Here is a 16,388-nt window from a genome sequence, read left to right as displayed (position 1 = left end):
ATGCCCTTAGATCAAGATTTTGAGCAAGAAGAAGAAGGAACAGGCCAGGAGATGTCGTTTATCGGCCACCTCGAAGAATTAAGATGGCATGTTATCCGTGCAGTAGGATCCATATTAGTTTTCGCCATTGTTGCCTATATATACATTAAAGAAATTTACCGTTACGTAATTCTTGCCCCTGCGAAGCCCGATTTCTGGACTTACAAAATGATGTGTAAGTTATCTGAGGTTGTAGGTTATGACGATTTATGTATCAAAGCCCTTGATTTCAAAATTCAGAGTATCGGCGTTGGAGATCAATTTACAATGGGGCTGACATCCTCCATTATCGTAGGTTTGATCTTCGCCTTTCCTTATGCCTTCTGGGAAATATGGAGATTTATCAAACCAGGTCTCAAAGCATCCGAAAGAAGATCAGCACGCGGGGCAGTTTTCTATGTCACAATATTATTTTTCTCAGGGGTATTTTTCGGGTATTTTGTTGTGACGCCACTGGCGATTAACTTTTTAGCAAATTACAAGCTGGATGAATCAATCGCCAACGAGTTTAACATTTCCTCTTATATCTCAACCGTAGCAACCTTAACATTGGCTTGCGGAATTGCTTTCCAGTTGCCAATTGTCGTGTTTGTTCTTTCAAGAGTAGGTGTGCTGACACCAGGTTTTATGCGTGAGTATCGCAAACATGCGATGATCGTTATCCTGATCGTTGCTGCGATCATTACTCCATCACCTGATATTTACAGCCAGATTTTGGTCGCAATTCCTCTATTGATGCTTTATGAAATCAGTATTTTCGTATCGGCTAAAATCGAAAGAGAAAAGTTACGTGAAGAAAAAGCGCTCCAGGGACCATTATAATAGTCTGAAGCATTAATTAAAAAGAAGAAATATTAAAATGTCATACAGACCTCGGCCAATCGGTCGAGGTCTTCTTTTTGATGGATTGCATTGATCACCAATCTCGTAACCGGCGGATCTGTTGGCTGCGGGTAAGAAAAACAAGACGCTAGAATTCCGTTCGCTTCCAGGAAATCAAAAAGTTTGCTATCCAGACTGCAAAAGACCGGATAATCATTTTTAAAGATGAAAAGATTAGTATCAGCTAAACGAGCCGCAGTGTGGTGAATATTCTCCTGTAACTTCTGATGCGCAGGCGCATATGCATTCGTATCAAGTAGGTTCTTAAAAGCATACATATAAGCTGGCGGAGCAGGAGAAGCACCGGCAAAAAACGGACTTTTTCGAATAGTCGAAATGATGCGTTCATCACCTAGAATCACGCCCGCAGGAATTCCCAAAGCTTTATTCAGAGACGAAGTAACTATTAGCTTTACCTGCTGGATCGAGGATAAGTTGCGATAAATTCCGGTCCCGTTTGATCCCAAGACTCCCAGACCATGAGAATCATCAACAATTAAAATTATTTGACGGTAAAAAGGGAGAGCATTAAAAATTGAAAAGTCGAAATTTTCAACAAAAGGCGAGCCAACAGAATCCGATAAGATAATATGAATCTCATCATGATTGCTTTCCTGTACGTTCACGACCACGTTTTTGGCCCAATCTCCCCAACTTGAATTATTTACTTCATAAGATTCGCCCCACAGTGCCGGATGAATTCTTGGAGCATAGTGATAATGCACCTTTGGTAAGTGTACATTTTCAGATGTAAATCCTGCTTTGATAATTTCTGGCAATTCTTTTACGAGCAGCTGCCCTGCCCACATGCCTGATGAGGTTGTTATCGCCGTAGGAGCGCCTGAAAATTTTGCGAGTGCTGTTTCGGCTTCTTCGTAAATATTAAGTTTCAGGCTATTATTTCTGGAACTTCCATAATGTGTTCCATAGATTGAAATTCCTTGGCGGAGATAATTCAGGAACCCTTCGTCCTGCCCCATTCCCAGATAATCCGTCCCGCTAAACCAGAAATATTCTTTACCATTATTCAGTAAAACTTTCCTGCCGGGGAGGTGACTGGTTGGGTATATGCTCATTTTAAAACAGCTCCTGTTCCATTTTCCGCAGCATAAATTACCTTACCATAATCAAAAGTTACACCTGTTGCAGGATCATTTTTAATTAAAAGTGAGCCGTCCATATCCACATAATCCAGCAGAGGCAATAAGTGCCCGATGGCTGAAATTCCCACACTGGATTCTGTCATACAGCCAACCATAGTTTTCATACCAAGACTTTTCGCTTCCGCAATCATACGTTTTGCAGAGGTTAATCCGCCGCATTTGGTAAGTTTTATATTGACACCGTGAAAAAGTCCATGACATTTAGTGACATCGTTTTCCAGAATACAGCTTTCATCGGCGATAACGGGCAACGCACTTTCTGCGAAGACTTTTCTCATTCCTTCAATATCATCAGCGGCCAGAGGTTGCTCAATGAATTCAACGCCAAGCTTTTTTAATTCGCCTGAAAAACGAATGGTCTGCTCTGCCGTCCAGGCGCAATTTGCATCCACCCGAAAAGTTGCCGTAGTATGCGATCGCAATTCTCTTACAATCCTGAGATCATTATCTGTCCCCAGTTTTATTTTATAAATCGGCCAGGGTAGTTCCTGCATTTTTGATACCATTTTTTCAACAGTATCAATACCAATCGTAAAATTTGTCAGCGGATTATGATCAACTGACAACCCCCAGCTTTCATAAAGTTTTTCACCTTTTTTCTTAGCAAAAAGATCATGAGCGGCTTCATCCAATGCACACTGTGCAAAAGAATTATTCGTCAGATAAGGATTTACTTTTGCCCACAAAGATTCAGGAGAACTCAATTCATCTGCCTCAATAGCAGCTCGGATACTTTCAAGCGAAGCGATCATTTTTTCAATCGTTGCGCCATAATAAGGATTTGAAGTCGCTTCGCCGAATCCTCGAAAATCGCCATCCCTTAGTTCCACGATAAGCGTAGGCTGAATATCCCTCGAATCGTGAGCAATGGTAAAAGTATGTTTCAGTTCAAGGTCGAAGGGATGAAAAAGAAGCTGCATGCTGTATTTTTAAAAGAAGATTATAATCTGTTTCTCATATCAAGACCCCATGACAATTTGCTGCGCAAAGTATCCAGAAAACTGTCATCTCTCATCTTGATCAAACGTGCTGTAAAATCCGCTTTGCTCACCGTTAATTCCGTAACTTCATCAACCACGCGGGAACGCGAATCCATCGAAACCAGAAAATTGTTGCTGCGGCTTTTAACTTCCAGCCTAATGACAGAAGAGTCTTCCACGACAAGTGGACGTACATTTAAATTATGCGGACTAACCGGCGTAATAATAAAATTCTGGGAATGAGGAACGAGGACCGGTCCCCCACAACTTAACGAATAACCTGTCGAACCGGTTGGCGTAGAAATAATAAGTCCATCTGCCCAGTAAGAATTCAGAAATTCGTCATTCAAATAAGTATGGACTGTAATCATGGAAGCAGTATCCGTTTTCGTGATTGTAAAATCATTCAGGCCGAAATTTCTTCCTTCAAATAAATCAATATTTGATTCGACTTTTACGAGCGTTCTTTCGTCAATCTTATACTGATTGTTTTCAAGCGCTTCGATCATATCCGAAATCCGCTCGGGAGAAACCGTCGCCAGGAAACCTAAACGCCCTACATTGATACCAATTACCGGGATTCTTCTTTTTCCGACGTGGGAAATCGTTTCTAACAGCGTTCCGTCTCCACCCATACTCACAACGAGACGCGCGTCGCATAGCTCATCGGGGCAGCCGTAAACCATATGCGAACGATGCTGAATATTCTGCTCGTCCAGAAAAGATCTGAATGCTGCGGAAAGCTGCACGTCAATCTTCCGACGAGCCAACTCACCGAACATAGACTCTATATACGGGCGGGCAGATTCATTAAAGTTGCGTCCGTGAATTGCTATTTTCATGAAAGAAAAAGTATGTGATCCGTTTTGCCCGAAAGATACGGGACAAAATTCCGATTGGCAATGTACTATTCAGGGAAAATTATGTAGCCAGATAGCGAAGCAGCATATCAAGCCGCTCCTGATCAACGCTTTCGATCGGATCGTTGGCATGCGCCTCTTCTATATCATACCCAAAACGCTCCAATGTGGCAATTACCGGTGTGATGTTTGTACGGTTTAGTTTTAAGGTAAGAAGGGACTGATCTGCCGGATGTAACGACTCGCTTGAAGAATAATAACTGCTTAAAACTTTCGTCCCATTCGATTCAATCAACCGGCTTATTTCAGATAAAGAATAATCTCGTTCGGCAATTTTCAGCACAAGCACAGCTCCCTTTTCCTGAATCCCTAATTCGCTGACGAAGCGTTCGACCAGGTCTCTGACCAAAATACTTCCTGAAACGGCCTTGCCTTCATGAACAACGGGAATGACGTCCAACGCAAATTCGTTGACGAGCCTTAATAACTCATACGGATGATGATCTTCGGTTGCGAATACATCTTCGTGCTGAATAATAATTCTCGAAATTGGCTGCGTAGAATCCGTGATATCGAAAAGGATATCTTCTGACACAATCCCCTTATATATTCCGGCATCGGCCACCACAAGCTGCCCGATCCGAAATTCATCCATCCAATCCAAAGCTGTACCCACCGTGTCGGTAAGTTTCAGTATGGGAATCATGGGATTAATTAACGTTGCAGCTAGCATAACTGAAAAGGGTGTTTTTACCGAATCTATGAAAAAACTAAATACCTGTCAACTTTCATGTAAAAAGAATATTTTATAAAACAAAAAAGAGCCGTTAAAGGCTCTTTAAAAAATGACTATTCCACCGGAACTGACACATGTTTTTCTAAAAAGCGTTCTACTATGACATTAAATCTGTCTGGCTGCTCCATCATCGGAGCATGACAGCATTTATCTATAAAGTGCAATTCTGAACCTGCAATAAGACGATTGAATTCATAACCTACATGAGGCGGTGTAATCGTATCATTCAGTCCCCAGACCAATAACGTTGGAACTTTGATTTTATATAAATCCTTTGCAAGATTATGACGCTGCGCCGACTTTGCAATACCTACGATACTCATGCACTTAGGGATGCTTGAAGTCGTTTCAAAAACTTCGTCGATCAAATCTTTCGTAGCTACTTCAGGATCATAAAAAGTGTATGCCACACGTTCCCTGATGTATTCATAACTTCCTCTTTTCGGAAAAGACCCTCCCATTGAATTCTCGAAAAGTCCTGAACTTCCTGTTAAAACAAGTCGCTGAACATTTTCCTGATTCTTTAAAGTATAAAGCAAACCAATATGTCCTCCAAGGGAATTACCCAGAACTGTCACATTTGTAAGATTCTTAAAAACCACAAAACCTTCTAAAAAATCAAGCAAAGCATCCAGACCAGCCTCCCGCGGAGGAAGTTCGTAGATTGGCAACAGAGGGATAATTACGCGATAGCGATCCGAAAAGCACTCAATTATTCCATCCCAGTTACTCAAAGCACCGAAAAGCCCATGCAATAGCAGCAACGTTTCGCCCTTTCCTTCGTCGATGAATTGAAACTTGCCTTCAGCATGTACCTTATATTTCATTCTGTTACCAAGAGTTATTTTTATTCAGAATTTTTTTAAAAGCGAAAGAGTTCAATTATTTCCAATAAAAATATAGCAAAATAATAAAACTACTTTTTTGATAGTATACAAAACTAGTTCTTTTTTTTAGATTGTCCGATGCTGCCAGACAATTAAAATCATTTTATTTTCTTGTAAATATTATATTATTATATCATTATCAATACATTTTACATAGAAAGGTGCAATTTGACAGATTAGTTCCCGGGAACCGTTGTCTTATTAAACTGACCAAATTTTCTCATGGGTATATTTTCTATGCAGCCGACTTCATAGATTATCGGATCTGCCGGGAAAAGAAATTTTGGTCTAGAAGCTGATGTCAGGGGCTATCAGACTTCAATTTAACATTAACGCGACAAAACCGGAAATTTCGCATCAAGTAATTTCTAGCTGCCTTAATGCCAAGCTTAATTAAATAATCACCTATCGACATTCAACATGAGCCGTTTCGTCCTTATCATTCTATTTTTATCTTTTCTGCAAACATCGGTTACCAGCTATGCGCAAAAGGAAATTCCTTTATTTCAGGAAAAAATTCCTAATGCGAAATCGGTCCCGAACGAAGAAACAATTGTGAATGGTGTCGCCAGAAATGTAACAATTCCGACGCTTTCTGTGTTTCTTCCGGAAAATGGGACTAGCAATGGGACCTCTGTTATCATCTGTCCCGGTGGTGGCTACGGTGTTTTAGTAATTGACCGGGAAGGCTATCAAGTAGCAAAAGCTTTAAATAAAAAAGGAATAACAGCATTCGTTTTAAAATACAGGCTTCCTGATGATAAATCCTCCGAAGATAAGTCTATCGTCTCTCTGCAAGATGCACAACAAGCAATAAAGACAGTTCGCGAGCGAGCAAATGAATGGAAAATTGATACCAAAAAGATTGGAATTATGGGTTTTTCAGCCGGCGGACATCTCGCATCCACAGCGGGAACACATTTCGAGGATTCTTTTATCGATAACAAAACCGGCACGGATCTCCGCCCGGATTTCATGATACTGGTATATCCTGTAATCAGTTTTCTGGAAGCGCAGGGACATAAGGGCTCACGGGCAAACCTGATTGGAACATCGCCGGCCACAGAAAAGATAAGATATTTTTCCAGTGAACTGCAAGTCAGGCCAAACACGCCGCCAGCTTTTCTGACGCATGCCGGCGACGATACTGTGGTTCCGGTTTCAAACAGTATTCTATTTTACGAAGCACTGAACAAAAATAAGATACCCGCAGACCTTCATATTTATTCCAAGGGAGAACATGGATATTCAAAAACACCAGCCTTCGATGTCTGGTTTGGCGAATGTTTAAACTGGATGAAAACTAATAATTTCGTTCCGTGATCATTCTATGTCTGATTTGTTTTCCGGGATAACATATCCAGTTTTTCAAATTCCGAATTGTGGCTGATATATTCGGGAATTGCGTTTTTAAGAATCAATACCATTTCGTTATCTTCTCCTGAATCAAGAGCACTTTCGAGCTGTCTGATCGTGTCGGCCATGAAACGACTGTCAACCGAATTGCCGTTAGAAACAGTTATACTGGAATTTCGCGAAGGATTATTTTCTTCACGCTCACTCAGCCTTTCTTCTAAAAGCTTTTCACCTGGACGCAGACCTATGTAGATAATTTCGATATCTTCCCCTACACGGAAGCCGGATAAACGAATCATTTTTTGGACTAGATCTTTTAACAAAATTCTGTCGCCCATTTCCAAAATAAAAACTTCCCCGCTTTGACCAGTTGCGCCGGCTTCGAGTAACAGCTGACAGGCTTCCTGCATCGTAATAAAATAACGCATCACGTCCGGATGTGTAATTTCTACGGGCCCGCCCTGATCAATTTGTTTAGCGAAGCGCGGGATTACCGAACCATTTGTGCCCAAAACATTGCCAAATCTTGTAATCACGAATTGGGTTGTAATACCCATTTCACCTGCCAGACTTTGCAGATACATTTCACTGCAACGCTTCGAAGCACCCATGATCCCGGTTGGATTTACGGCTTTATCAGTGGAAATAAAGATAAACTTTTCCACCCAATATTCGTTGGAAAGATCAGCCAGGATCTTCGTTCCAAGTATGTTTGTTTTAATTGCTTCATAAGGATTTTTCTCCATGATCGGAACGTGCTTATTTGCGGCTGCATGGAATACGATCTGTGGTTGATATTGTTGAAAAATATGTTTCATCCGTTTAGGATCGGTAATGTTGGCCGGAATTGTAATAATCTCAATGTCCTCCGAAATATTTTTCAATTCTTCGTCCAACTCATAGATTCCCGCTTCTGAACTATCAATGAGGAGCAGCCGCTTAGGTTTAAACAGAATAAGCTGTTTAAACAGATGTCTCCCTATCGAGCCCGCCGCTCCGGTGATCATAATCCTTTTATTCCGGACAAAACTTTTGATGTTAACAGTATCTACCTGAATCGGATTTCTATCGAGCAGCTCTTCCAGATCAAAATGTTTCCGTTGTCTCTGGTACGGATTGTTACTGAAATCTTCTTTAAACTGACTTACTTCTTTAGCAGAGGAATCAATCATAGCAACTATAATTACAGATGAATTATGGACGAATGAAGATTATTCCTAACGTTATGTTTTTTTATTCTTACGCAGTTTTTATAAAAAGTAACAAAAAAAGAGCTACACCAAAGGTGTAACTCTTTCTACGATATATTGTAATGTAAAATTTTAGGTCTAAAAAAGTCCTTCAAGCAAGCCCGGCGCAAGTCCAAACAGGATGGTCAGGAGGGTAGCAAGTACCAAAACAAACTGGTAAAAAGGTGCTACGCGGATTTTAGCAATATCGCCTTCTTTCAGGTAAGATGCGATAATTACACGGAAATAATAATAAATACCAACGGTTGACATTAAAACAGCAATTGCCGGAATCCAGATAATTCCTCTTTCGGCAGCACTGCTGAACACCATAAATTTCCCCCAGAAACCTGCGGTCAAAGGAATTCCGGCAAGCGACAACATCGCAACGGTCAATACAAAAGCAAGGAAAGGATTTTCTTTTGCCAAGCCATTGAAAGCATCATAGCGCTCGTCAGGCTGGCCTTCAAATGATCTTTGTTTAGAAACAAGCATCAAAATACCAAATGCAGCAATTGTTGAAAGAGAGTATGCCAATGAGTAAAAAACAATCGCGTTTTGTGTTGGTTTGGAAAGCGCTGTTAATGCGATCAGCAAATAACCGGCATGAGAAATACCGGAATATGCCATCATCCGTTTGAAGCTATTTTGCGTTGTTGCTCCAATATTTCCAACCATCAGCGTAAGTATTGCAATAATCGCTACAACCAACCACCAGAAATCATAAATTCCTGTGAAAGAATGTGACAACAGCCGATATAATGCGGCAAAACCAGCTGTCTTCACAATTGTTGACATGAAAGTTGTAAAAATCGTTGGTGCGCCTTCGTAAACATCGGGTGTCCAAAAGTGAAAAGGAGCGGCAGAAACTTTAAACAGCATACCAATCATCAGTAACAATAGACCGGCATATAATAAGTAAGACGGAACCGCCTGTTGCGTTGTGGAAACATAAGCCTGGATTGCACTCAGATTGAATGAACCAGTTGCTCCGTAAAGCAAAGTCATGCCAAAAAGCATGATGCCGGTTGCAAAAGCACCCATCAAAAAGTATTTCAGAGCGGCTTCATTTGAACGCAGATTACGTTTGTTGCTACCTGTCAGCACGTACATCGCCACAGAAAGAATTTCCACGCCGATAAAAAGCATGATCAAGTGTTCAAAGCCGACCATCATGATAGCGCCAACCAGAGAAAAAAGCATCAATGAATAATATTCTGCCGGTTCCGCTTCTGCATTATCCTGAAAACCCCCTGAGATTGCAACGATCATAAACGCTGAAATCAGAACAATGCCATTAAAAGCTAATGTCAGGTTATCAACCCGGAACATATCGTAGAAATATAACAGCGGCCCTTTGTTCCACTCAAAAAAATTACCGGCTAGAGCTACGGCAAGGAAAAGCAAAACAGCTGGCAATAAAATATTCTTCGACTTCGAGAACCCGATGAAGAGCGTTACGATTCCAAGAACTGACAACAAAACAATGGGATACATAATTATTTATTATCGTTTGTCATTAATAGAGAGCGGTCGGCGGTCAGCTTTCGGCTTTCGGACTATATCAATTAATTATTTTTCGCTTCGGAAATTACTTTGCAACCAGTTGTAAAAGCTGGTTTACAGCCGGTTCGGAAATGCTTAAAAAAGTATTGGGGTATATCCCTATCCATAAAACCATGATAACCAAAGGCAACAATACTGCTTTTTCATTGAACGTAAGGTCCTGAAACCCTTCAACCCATTTAGACCTTGGGCCAAACATTGACATTTGAAACAGGCGTAACATATATACCGACCCAAGAATGATGGTCAGACCAGCGATTGCGCCGAGCCAGCTGTTGAATGCAAAGACGCTGGAAAGTAATAGAAATTCACCTACAAAACCGTTCGTCAGAGGTAAGGCAACACTTCCCAACAGGATAATTAAAAAGTATACGCTTAGCTGAGGCGCCACCTGCGTAATTCCTCCCAGTTGATCCAGGCTCCGTGTTTTAGTACGGGAAAGGATGATGTCGATTACGAAGAATAAACCGACAACATTGATACCGTGAGCCAGCATTTGAATAATTGCTCCCTGTAAACCATTTGGCGAAGCAGCAAAAACACCCGCCGCCATCAGTCCAACGTGAGCAAATGAAGAGTAAGCAATAAGCCGCTTCATATCGTGCTGCTGAATCGCGATGATCGAACCGTAGATAATTCCTATCACAGATAATATCACTGCCAGCATTCCCCACGATTCCAGTCCAAGCGGAACGATCGGAAGTAGTAATCGGATTAAACCGTAAACCCCCATTTTAAGCATGATACCTGAAAGAAGCATCGTAGCCGGTGTAGGCGATTCTGTATACGTATCAGGCTGCCAGGTATGGAAAGGAAACAATGGCATTTTAATGGCAAAAGCAACGAAAAACGCCCAGAATACAAATCCCTGAGACTTGGCCGAAAGTTGTAAATTATAAAATGCGGTGATTTCAGATGTATGTGTTCCCGGAGTTTGGTAATAAAGATAAATTAATGCCACAAGCATGAACAAACTACCAAACATCGTGTAAATGAAAAACTTCAGGGTAACTTTCAAACGATTTTCTCCCCCCCAAACGGCTGCAAGGAAATAGACCGGTATAAGTGCCGCCTCGAAGAAAAGATAAAATACGAAAGCATCGGTTGCCATGAATACCCCAACCAGCGCTGCCGACATGAATAATATCAGAGAATAAAAAGCTGCACTGTTTTTATAAGTATGGCTAAATGTTGACAGGATAATCAGCGGTGTTAAAAAAGCAGTTAATAAAACCAGTACCAAACTGATTCCGTCTATCCCCGCAGCAAAGGAAATCCCGGCAGATGCAAGCCAGTTATATTTAAAACCAAACTGCACACCAGCAGCCGGGTCAAATTGAGACCAGACAAAAATTGCGAGTCCCAACTCTGCAAGAGCACCGACTAAGGCTACCTGTTTCGCCAGATTTGCTCCAACCAAGAGGGTAATAACGCCAGCCACAAGGGGCAAAAGTATTAAAAGAAGAGTAAGCATATTTTCAAGTCAACGGTCAGCAATAAATGGTGAACGGTATTATTATTTAATATGTCGGTTTCAGCAAATGCTTATAATAACAGCTTCCAGAACAAAATAACCACGATTCCTAAAACCATCGCGAATACATAGTCTCCTGTCGAGCCTGTCTGTGTTTTACGTAATAAACCGCCAAGGAAAGCGATCAGCCTTGCCGCTCCGTTCACAAACAGATCGATAACAAACTCACCCGCGTTATAAAGTACAGTTGAAAGAATTTTAGTCGGCTTTACAAAAACAGCATTATACAGTTCATCTACATAATATTTGTTGTAAACAAGATTTTGAATGGCTGATTTTTCCTCCGAATCTGGCGCCGGGACGTTTTCCTTCTGGACGTACATCACATAAGCGACGATCAGAGAAATCAAAGCAACACCCACCGAAACAGCCATCAGAATATATTCTTCTGAATGAGATAGAGTTGTAGGCAAGAAAGCTTCAGGATTTACCTGACGTGAGCCTTCATATAAAGGACTCATAAATTCGGCCAGATGATGCGTTCCGTGCAAAGCCTCCGGTACTCCGATGAACCCGCCCAGAGCCGAAAGAACGGCAAGGATAACCAGAGGAATTGTCATCGAAGCAGGCGATTCATGCAAATGATGTTCCTGATCATGTGTACCGCGGAATTTCCCAAAGAAAGTAAGGAAAAGAAGACGGAACATATAGAAGGATGTCATCAACGAACCCAATACACCAACTATCCAAAGTAATTTGTTATGCTCAAAAACATGCGCTAAAATTTCATCTTTTGAGAAGAACCCTGCAAATGGAGGAATACCCGAAATCGCTATCGTTGCAATAAGAAATGTGAGAAATGTAACCGGAAGTTTTTTACGCAAACCTCCCATCGAACGAATATCCTGTTCATCTGACATGGCGTGGATAACACTACCAGCGCCCAAGAATAATAATGCTTTAAAGAATGCGTGGGTAATTACATGGAACATCGAAGCTGAATAAGCCATCGCACCTAAACCCATGAACATATAACCCAACTGACTTACAGTAGAATAAGCCAATACTTTTTTGATATCGTTTTGCAAAAGACCGATTGAAGCGGCAAAAAGAGCCGTTGCGCCACCGATAATTCCAACCAGTTCGAGTGTCGAAGGCGCAAGAGAATAGAGGACATTTGAACGGATCACCATATAAATCCCAGCCGTAACCATCGTCGCTGCGTGAATGAGCGCCGAAACCGGCGTTGGGCCAGCCATTGCGTCAGGTAACCAGGTATATAATGGAATTTGCGCTGATTTTCCCATTGCTCCAATAAACAGGAACAGGGTGATCGCAATAATAACAGGATCACCAACCTGAAAACCTGTGGCTTTACTAAATACTTCAAGATATTCTACCGAACCGAAAGTGGCGATGATTGTAAAGATTCCTAAAAGAAAACCCAAATCCCCTACACGGTTCATAATGAATGCCTTACGCGCAGCGTTATTATAGTTTGTATTTTTATTCCAGAACCCGATCAACAAGTAGGAACAAAGTCCTACACCCTCCCAACCGATGAACATGATCACATAATTAGATCCAAGAACAAGCAGCAACATGAAGAAAAGAAAGAGATTCAGATAGGCAAAAAACTTACCAAAACCTTCGTCATGTTTCATATAGCCGATGGAATAAATGTGAATCAGAGATCCGACACCGGTAATAATCATCAGCATCAATAAAGAAAGCTGATCGATCTGGAAAGAAAATGGAATATTGAGATCGCCAACAGTTATCCAGTCAAAAAGGGGCAAAACAAACGGGGTGCTTCCGCTGGCAACGAATGCATTGAAGGCATTCAGGGAAAGAGCAAAACTACCGATAACAGCTAATGACCCGATTATTCCAACTGCACCTTTTGGTATTGTCCGGAAACCGATACCATTGATCAGGAAGCCGAGAAAAGGTAATAATGGAATCAGAACTAGTAATGAAGCAGACATATTCTATATTTTGTATATTAACCAATAAGGCTTACCATTTCAATTTATTAAGGAAACCGATATCCGTATTTCGCGTATTCCGGTAAATCATAACGATAATCGCCAAACCAACGGCTACTTCTGCTGCGGCCACTGCCATGATAAAAAACACGAAAACCTGACCGGACGGATCTGACCGAAAAGATGAAAAAGCGATCAGCAATAAATTGGCAGCATTTAACATCAACTCAACAGACATAAAAATGATAATGGCGTTGCGACGTGTAAGTACGCCAATAATACCAATCACAAAAAGTAATGTGCTGAGGATTAGATAATATTGAAGCGGGACATTCTGAATAACCTCTGGTATATTCGGGTTCGGGATCATAGCAGATTTACCTTAATGGGTATTCGATTAAAAATTGTCAATAATTTAATTTTCAGGATATCAGATTCATTTCCCAAATCGCTGAGTTCTCTTTCTACACTGGCAAAAATAGACATAAATCCCGCTTACTCAAGTGGGATGCGAATCTATTATACTATCTCTGTGTCAAAGCACGTAATTTTATTTCGGTCAGCTTACGTTTTGTATCCAAAGGAAATTCCGATTTCATAAGCCAATCGTAAAAAGATGGCTCGTTTTTCAGAACATCAGCAACGCGTTTCCCGTTGTGCTTTCCGAAGTTGAAAACTTCCTCTCCTTTCTCATTATAAACCATTCTTCCTGCGAAATCTATAAGCTTTGATGCTGTCAGTGCATGCAAGGCAGCAACGTCATTTTCTACCGTTCCAAGCTCTTTTCCGTGAGAATCAATTACTTTCATCCCCTGATAACGAGCTATTTGTCCTTGCAGAACTTCGAAAGTAGCAATCGTATCGGCTTCCGCGCTGTGCGCATCCGTCAATGATTTATCACAGTAAAATTTATATGCTGCCGAAAGATTTCTCGGCTCCATCATATGGTATATCCGTTGTGCATCTACGGTACGGCGGTTTTTGATATCAAACTCGACACCAACACGCAAAAACTCTTCCACCAGCATGGGGATATCAAAACGATTACTGTTAAAACCCGCTAAATCGCATCCCTCCAGAAACGTTGCAAGGTTTTTTGCAAACATTTTGAAGGTCGGTGCATCCTTTACATCCTCGTCGTAAATTCCATGTATAAGGCTGCTTTCCAGCGGAATAGGCATTTCCGGATTAACCCTTCTCGTACGAATTTCAATTTCTCCATTGGGCAGAGCCTTCACCACCGATATTTCTACGATCCGATCCCGGGTAATGTTTACTCCGGTAGTTTCAAGATCAAAAAAAGCGAGCGGCTTTTTAAGATGAAGGGTATGCATAAGGCTACTTTAATTAGGTTTTCGCGCCGCGAAGTTAAGCTTTAAGTGGACATAGGCCAAGAAAAGAAAATAGTTTATACAGATTATAAAATAGTATTATCGAAGTACTACCCGATAATTAATCCATCCATGCATATGATTTCGTTACTGCTTTTTGCCAGCCTCTGTATAAGGCGTCTCTTTTTTCACCTTCCATATCCGGATTCCAGGTATGCGCAATTGCCCAGTTACTCTTCAATTCATCAGTATTTTTCCAATAACCAACCGCTAATCCAGCTGCATAAGCGGCACCTAATGCGGTGGTTTCTGCAACCGCTGGAGAAACGACCTGGGTATTCAGCATATCCGCCTGGAATTTCATTAAAAGTTGATTCAAAACCATTCCCCCGTCGACACGCAAAGATGATAATTTGATCCCGGAATCCTGCTCCATCGCATTCACAACATCAAGTGTCTGATATGCTGTTGCTTCCAAAACGGCCCGCGCAATGTGCCCTTTTGTGACATAACGTGTCAAACCGGCAATGACGCCACGCGCATCATTCCGCCAATAGGGTGCATACAATCCTGAAAAAGCAGGAACAAAATATGCCCCACCGTTATCTTCAACCGTTTTTGCCAGACTTTCAATATCACTGCTTTTTTTGATCAGCCCCAGATTGTCACGTACCCACTGTACGAGTGCTCCTGTGACCGCAACACTACCTTCCAGTGCATATTGAACAGGCTCATTACCAAACTTATACGCAATCGTAGTCAGCAGCCCATTTTCAGACATTTTTAATTCCGTTCCGGTATTCATTACTAAGAAACACCCGGTTCCGTATGTATTTTTCGCCATACCGGGCTCAAAACAAGTTTGTCCAACCAGGGCGGCGTGCTGATCACCCAGAATTCCAGCCACAGGAACGCCAGGTAAAACTTCATTGCTCACAGTTCCATAGACCTCACTGCTGCTTTTGATTTCTGGCAACATTAAGGAAGGAATATTGTAAGCATCCAACATTTCCTGATCCCATTGTAAAGTGCGAAGATTCATCAATTGCGTTCGGCTGGCATTGGTAACATCCGTCACATGAATTCCGCCATGACCTCCGCCTGTCAGGTTCCATATTAAAAATGTGTCGATATTTCCAAAAAGCGCTTCGCCCTTTTCCGCATCTCCACGCAGGCCTTCAACATTTTCTAGAAGCCATTTCAGTTTTAAACCGCTGAAATAAGTCGAAACGGGCAGTCCGGTTTTATCTCTAAACTGGTTTAATCCTCCTTCTTTTTCATATTTTGATACAAGATCAGTCGTCCTTGTATCTTGCCAGACCAGTGCATTATAGTATGGTTTTCCCGTCCGCCGATTCCAGACAACTGTTGTTTCTCTTTGATTTGTAATGCCAATTGCTGCAATATCCGCAGCCGTAGCGGAAGCTTTTATTCGGGAAATAGCAATCACTTCAAGCGTATTTTTCCAGATTTCTTCCGGATTATGCTCCACCCAGCCCGGCTGCGGATATATTTGTTCGTGCTCCTTTTGCCCGACGGAAACAATGTTTCCCTGATGATTAAATAGTATGCAACGTGTACTCGTTGTTCCCTGGTCGATGGCCGCAATATATTTTGACATAATGGTATTATGATTGTCTTTATTTGTAATATGTCAGTAAATAAGGAAATTTTGGCGGGATGGACAAATGTTAGCAAATGTGTGACGGACAAATATTATTATTTGGAAAATACTTAAATTCCTAGATTTTTCTCTAAGTACATTATGTTGGTTGAAAGCCTAAAATATTTATCACAAAGCGTTCCGATAGAACGCCTAATAAAACGGATTTCGGAT

14 protein-coding genes are annotated in these 16,388 nt (G+C 41.4%); 2 read left to right on the top strand and 12 right to left on the bottom strand.

Annotated elements, in window-relative coordinates; all coding sequences use genetic code 11:
- Window positions 1-861: a twin-arginine translocase subunit TatC gene (gene tatC, locus BMY70_RS16075; RefSeq protein ID WP_090336840.1), complete on the top strand. Its 861-nt coding sequence runs from the start codon at window positions 1-3 to the stop codon at window positions 859-861.
- 32 nt (window positions 862-893) lie between these two features.
- On the opposite strand, the gene BMY70_RS16070 is transcribed toward tatC, so the two are convergent.
- The 5 genes from BMY70_RS16070 to BMY70_RS16050 form a co-directional block, all read right to left on the bottom strand.
- Window positions 894-1,997 (bottom strand): aminotransferase class I/II-fold pyridoxal phosphate-dependent enzyme, encoded by a 1,104-nt coding sequence (locus tag BMY70_RS16070; RefSeq protein WP_090336838.1) that lies wholly within the window; start codon window positions 1,995-1,997, stop codon window positions 894-896.
- Window positions 1,994-3,004, bottom strand: coding sequence for a dipeptide epimerase (locus BMY70_RS16065; RefSeq protein ID WP_090336836.1), 1,011 nt, complete (start codon window positions 3,002-3,004; stop codon window positions 1,994-1,996). The genes BMY70_RS16070 and BMY70_RS16065 overlap by 4 nt, the downstream gene beginning before the upstream one ends.
- 20 nt (window positions 3,005-3,024) lie before the next feature.
- On the bottom strand, window positions 3,025-3,906 hold the full coding sequence (locus tag BMY70_RS16060; protein WP_090336833.1) for an NAD kinase: 882 nt from the start codon (window positions 3,904-3,906) through the stop codon (window positions 3,025-3,027).
- Between the two features lie 79 nt (window positions 3,907-3,985).
- The gene (locus tag BMY70_RS16055) at window positions 3,986-4,657 is read right to left on the bottom strand and encodes a CBS domain-containing protein (RefSeq protein WP_090336831.1); all 672 of its coding nucleotides are present in this window, start codon (window positions 4,655-4,657) and stop codon (window positions 3,986-3,988) included.
- Between the two features lie 116 nt (window positions 4,658-4,773).
- Window positions 4,774-5,547: an alpha/beta fold hydrolase gene (locus BMY70_RS16050; protein ID WP_090336829.1), complete on the bottom strand. Its 774-nt coding sequence runs from the start codon at window positions 5,545-5,547 to the stop codon at window positions 4,774-4,776.
- Between the two features lie 480 nt (window positions 5,548-6,027).
- Here BMY70_RS16050 and BMY70_RS16045 point away from each other — a divergent pair, with 480 nt between their 5' ends.
- Complete coding sequence (locus BMY70_RS16045) at window positions 6,028-6,930, top strand: alpha/beta hydrolase (RefSeq protein WP_090336827.1); 903 nt, start codon at window positions 6,028-6,030, stop codon at window positions 6,928-6,930.
- Window positions 6,931-6,935: 5 nt separating this feature from the next.
- Here the strand turns inward: BMY70_RS16045 and BMY70_RS16040 are convergent, their stop codons facing one another.
- The 7 genes from BMY70_RS16040 to glpK form a co-directional block, all read right to left on the bottom strand.
- Window positions 6,936-8,135 carry a polysaccharide biosynthesis protein gene (locus tag BMY70_RS16040; protein WP_090336823.1) on the bottom strand — a complete coding sequence of 400 codons (1,200 nt, stop codon included), beginning with the start codon at window positions 8,133-8,135 and terminating at the stop codon, window positions 6,936-6,938.
- A 156-nt stretch (window positions 8,136-8,291) separates the two neighbouring features.
- The gene (locus BMY70_RS16035) at window positions 8,292-9,689 is read right to left on the bottom strand and encodes an NADH-quinone oxidoreductase subunit N (RefSeq protein ID WP_090336821.1); all 1,398 of its coding nucleotides are present in this window, start codon (window positions 9,687-9,689) and stop codon (window positions 8,292-8,294) included.
- A gap of 94 nt (window positions 9,690-9,783) precedes the next feature.
- A complete protein-coding gene (locus BMY70_RS16030; protein ID WP_090336818.1) occupies window positions 9,784-11,232 on the bottom strand; it encodes a complex I subunit 4 family protein in 1,449 nt (482 codons plus the stop codon).
- A 71-nt stretch (window positions 11,233-11,303) separates the two neighbouring features.
- Window positions 11,304-13,220, bottom strand: coding sequence for an NADH-quinone oxidoreductase subunit L (nuoL, locus tag BMY70_RS16025; protein ID WP_090336816.1), 1,917 nt, complete (start codon window positions 13,218-13,220; stop codon window positions 11,304-11,306).
- A 31-nt stretch (window positions 13,221-13,251) separates the two neighbouring features.
- Window positions 13,252-13,590 (bottom strand): NADH-quinone oxidoreductase subunit NuoK, encoded by a 339-nt coding sequence (nuoK, locus tag BMY70_RS16020; RefSeq protein WP_090336813.1) that lies wholly within the window; start codon window positions 13,588-13,590, stop codon window positions 13,252-13,254.
- Between the two features lie 154 nt (window positions 13,591-13,744).
- Complete coding sequence (locus BMY70_RS16015) at window positions 13,745-14,554, bottom strand: 3'-5' exonuclease (protein ID WP_090336812.1); 810 nt, start codon at window positions 14,552-14,554, stop codon at window positions 13,745-13,747.
- A 118-nt stretch (window positions 14,555-14,672) separates the two neighbouring features.
- On the bottom strand, window positions 14,673-16,172 hold the full coding sequence (glpK, locus tag BMY70_RS16010; RefSeq protein WP_090336810.1) for a glycerol kinase GlpK: 1,500 nt from the start codon (window positions 16,170-16,172) through the stop codon (window positions 14,673-14,675).
- Window positions 16,173-16,388 lie beyond the last annotated feature (216 nt).

Source organism: Dyadobacter koreensis (assembly GCF_900108855.1).
Taxonomy (GTDB): Bacteria; Bacteroidota; Bacteroidia; order Cytophagales; family Spirosomataceae; genus Dyadobacter; species Dyadobacter koreensis.
This window is presented reverse-complemented; position numbering and strand designations above follow the sequence as displayed.

What these genes read in the sequence shown, in the direction of transcription:
- BMY70_RS16070 (WP_090336838.1), bottom strand. Translation starts at nt 1,997, where the DNA reads ATGAGCATATACCCAACCAGTCACCTCCCCGGCAGGAAAGTTTTACTG.
- glpK (WP_090336810.1), bottom strand. Translation starts at nt 16,172, where the DNA reads ATGTCAAAATATATTGCGGCCATCGACCAGGGAACAACGAGTACACGT.
- BMY70_RS16055 (WP_090336831.1), bottom strand. Translation starts at nt 4,657, where the DNA reads ATGCTAGCTGCAACGTTAATTAATCCCATGATTCCCATACTGAAACTT.
- BMY70_RS16045 (WP_090336827.1), top strand. Translation starts at nt 6,028, where the DNA reads ATGAGCCGTTTCGTCCTTATCATTCTATTTTTATCTTTTCTGCAAACA.
- BMY70_RS16065 (WP_090336836.1), bottom strand. Translation starts at nt 3,004, where the DNA reads ATGCAGCTTCTTTTTCATCCCTTCGACCTTGAACTGAAACATACTTTT.
- BMY70_RS16050 (WP_090336829.1), bottom strand. Translation starts at nt 5,547, where the DNA reads ATGAAATATAAGGTACATGCTGAAGGCAAGTTTCAATTCATCGACGAA.
- BMY70_RS16040 (WP_090336823.1), bottom strand. Translation starts at nt 8,135, where the DNA reads ATGATTGATTCCTCTGCTAAAGAAGTAAGTCAGTTTAAAGAAGATTTC.
- BMY70_RS16030 (WP_090336818.1), bottom strand. Translation starts at nt 11,232, where the DNA reads ATGCTTACTCTTCTTTTAATACTTTTGCCCCTTGTGGCTGGCGTTATT.
- BMY70_RS16060 (WP_090336833.1), bottom strand. Translation starts at nt 3,906, where the DNA reads ATGAAAATAGCAATTCACGGACGCAACTTTAATGAATCTGCCCGCCCG.
- tatC (WP_090336840.1), top strand. Translation starts at nt 1, where the DNA reads ATGCCCTTAGATCAAGATTTTGAGCAAGAAGAAGAAGGAACAGGCCAG.
- BMY70_RS16035 (WP_090336821.1), bottom strand. Translation starts at nt 9,689, where the DNA reads ATGTATCCCATTGTTTTGTTGTCAGTTCTTGGAATCGTAACGCTCTTC.
- BMY70_RS16015 (WP_090336812.1), bottom strand. Translation starts at nt 14,554, where the DNA reads ATGCATACCCTTCATCTTAAAAAGCCGCTCGCTTTTTTTGATCTTGAA.
- nuoK (WP_090336813.1), bottom strand. Translation starts at nt 13,590, where the DNA reads ATGATCCCGAACCCGAATATACCAGAGGTTATTCAGAATGTCCCGCTT.
- nuoL (WP_090336816.1), bottom strand. Translation starts at nt 13,220, where the DNA reads ATGTCTGCTTCATTACTAGTTCTGATTCCATTATTACCTTTTCTCGGC.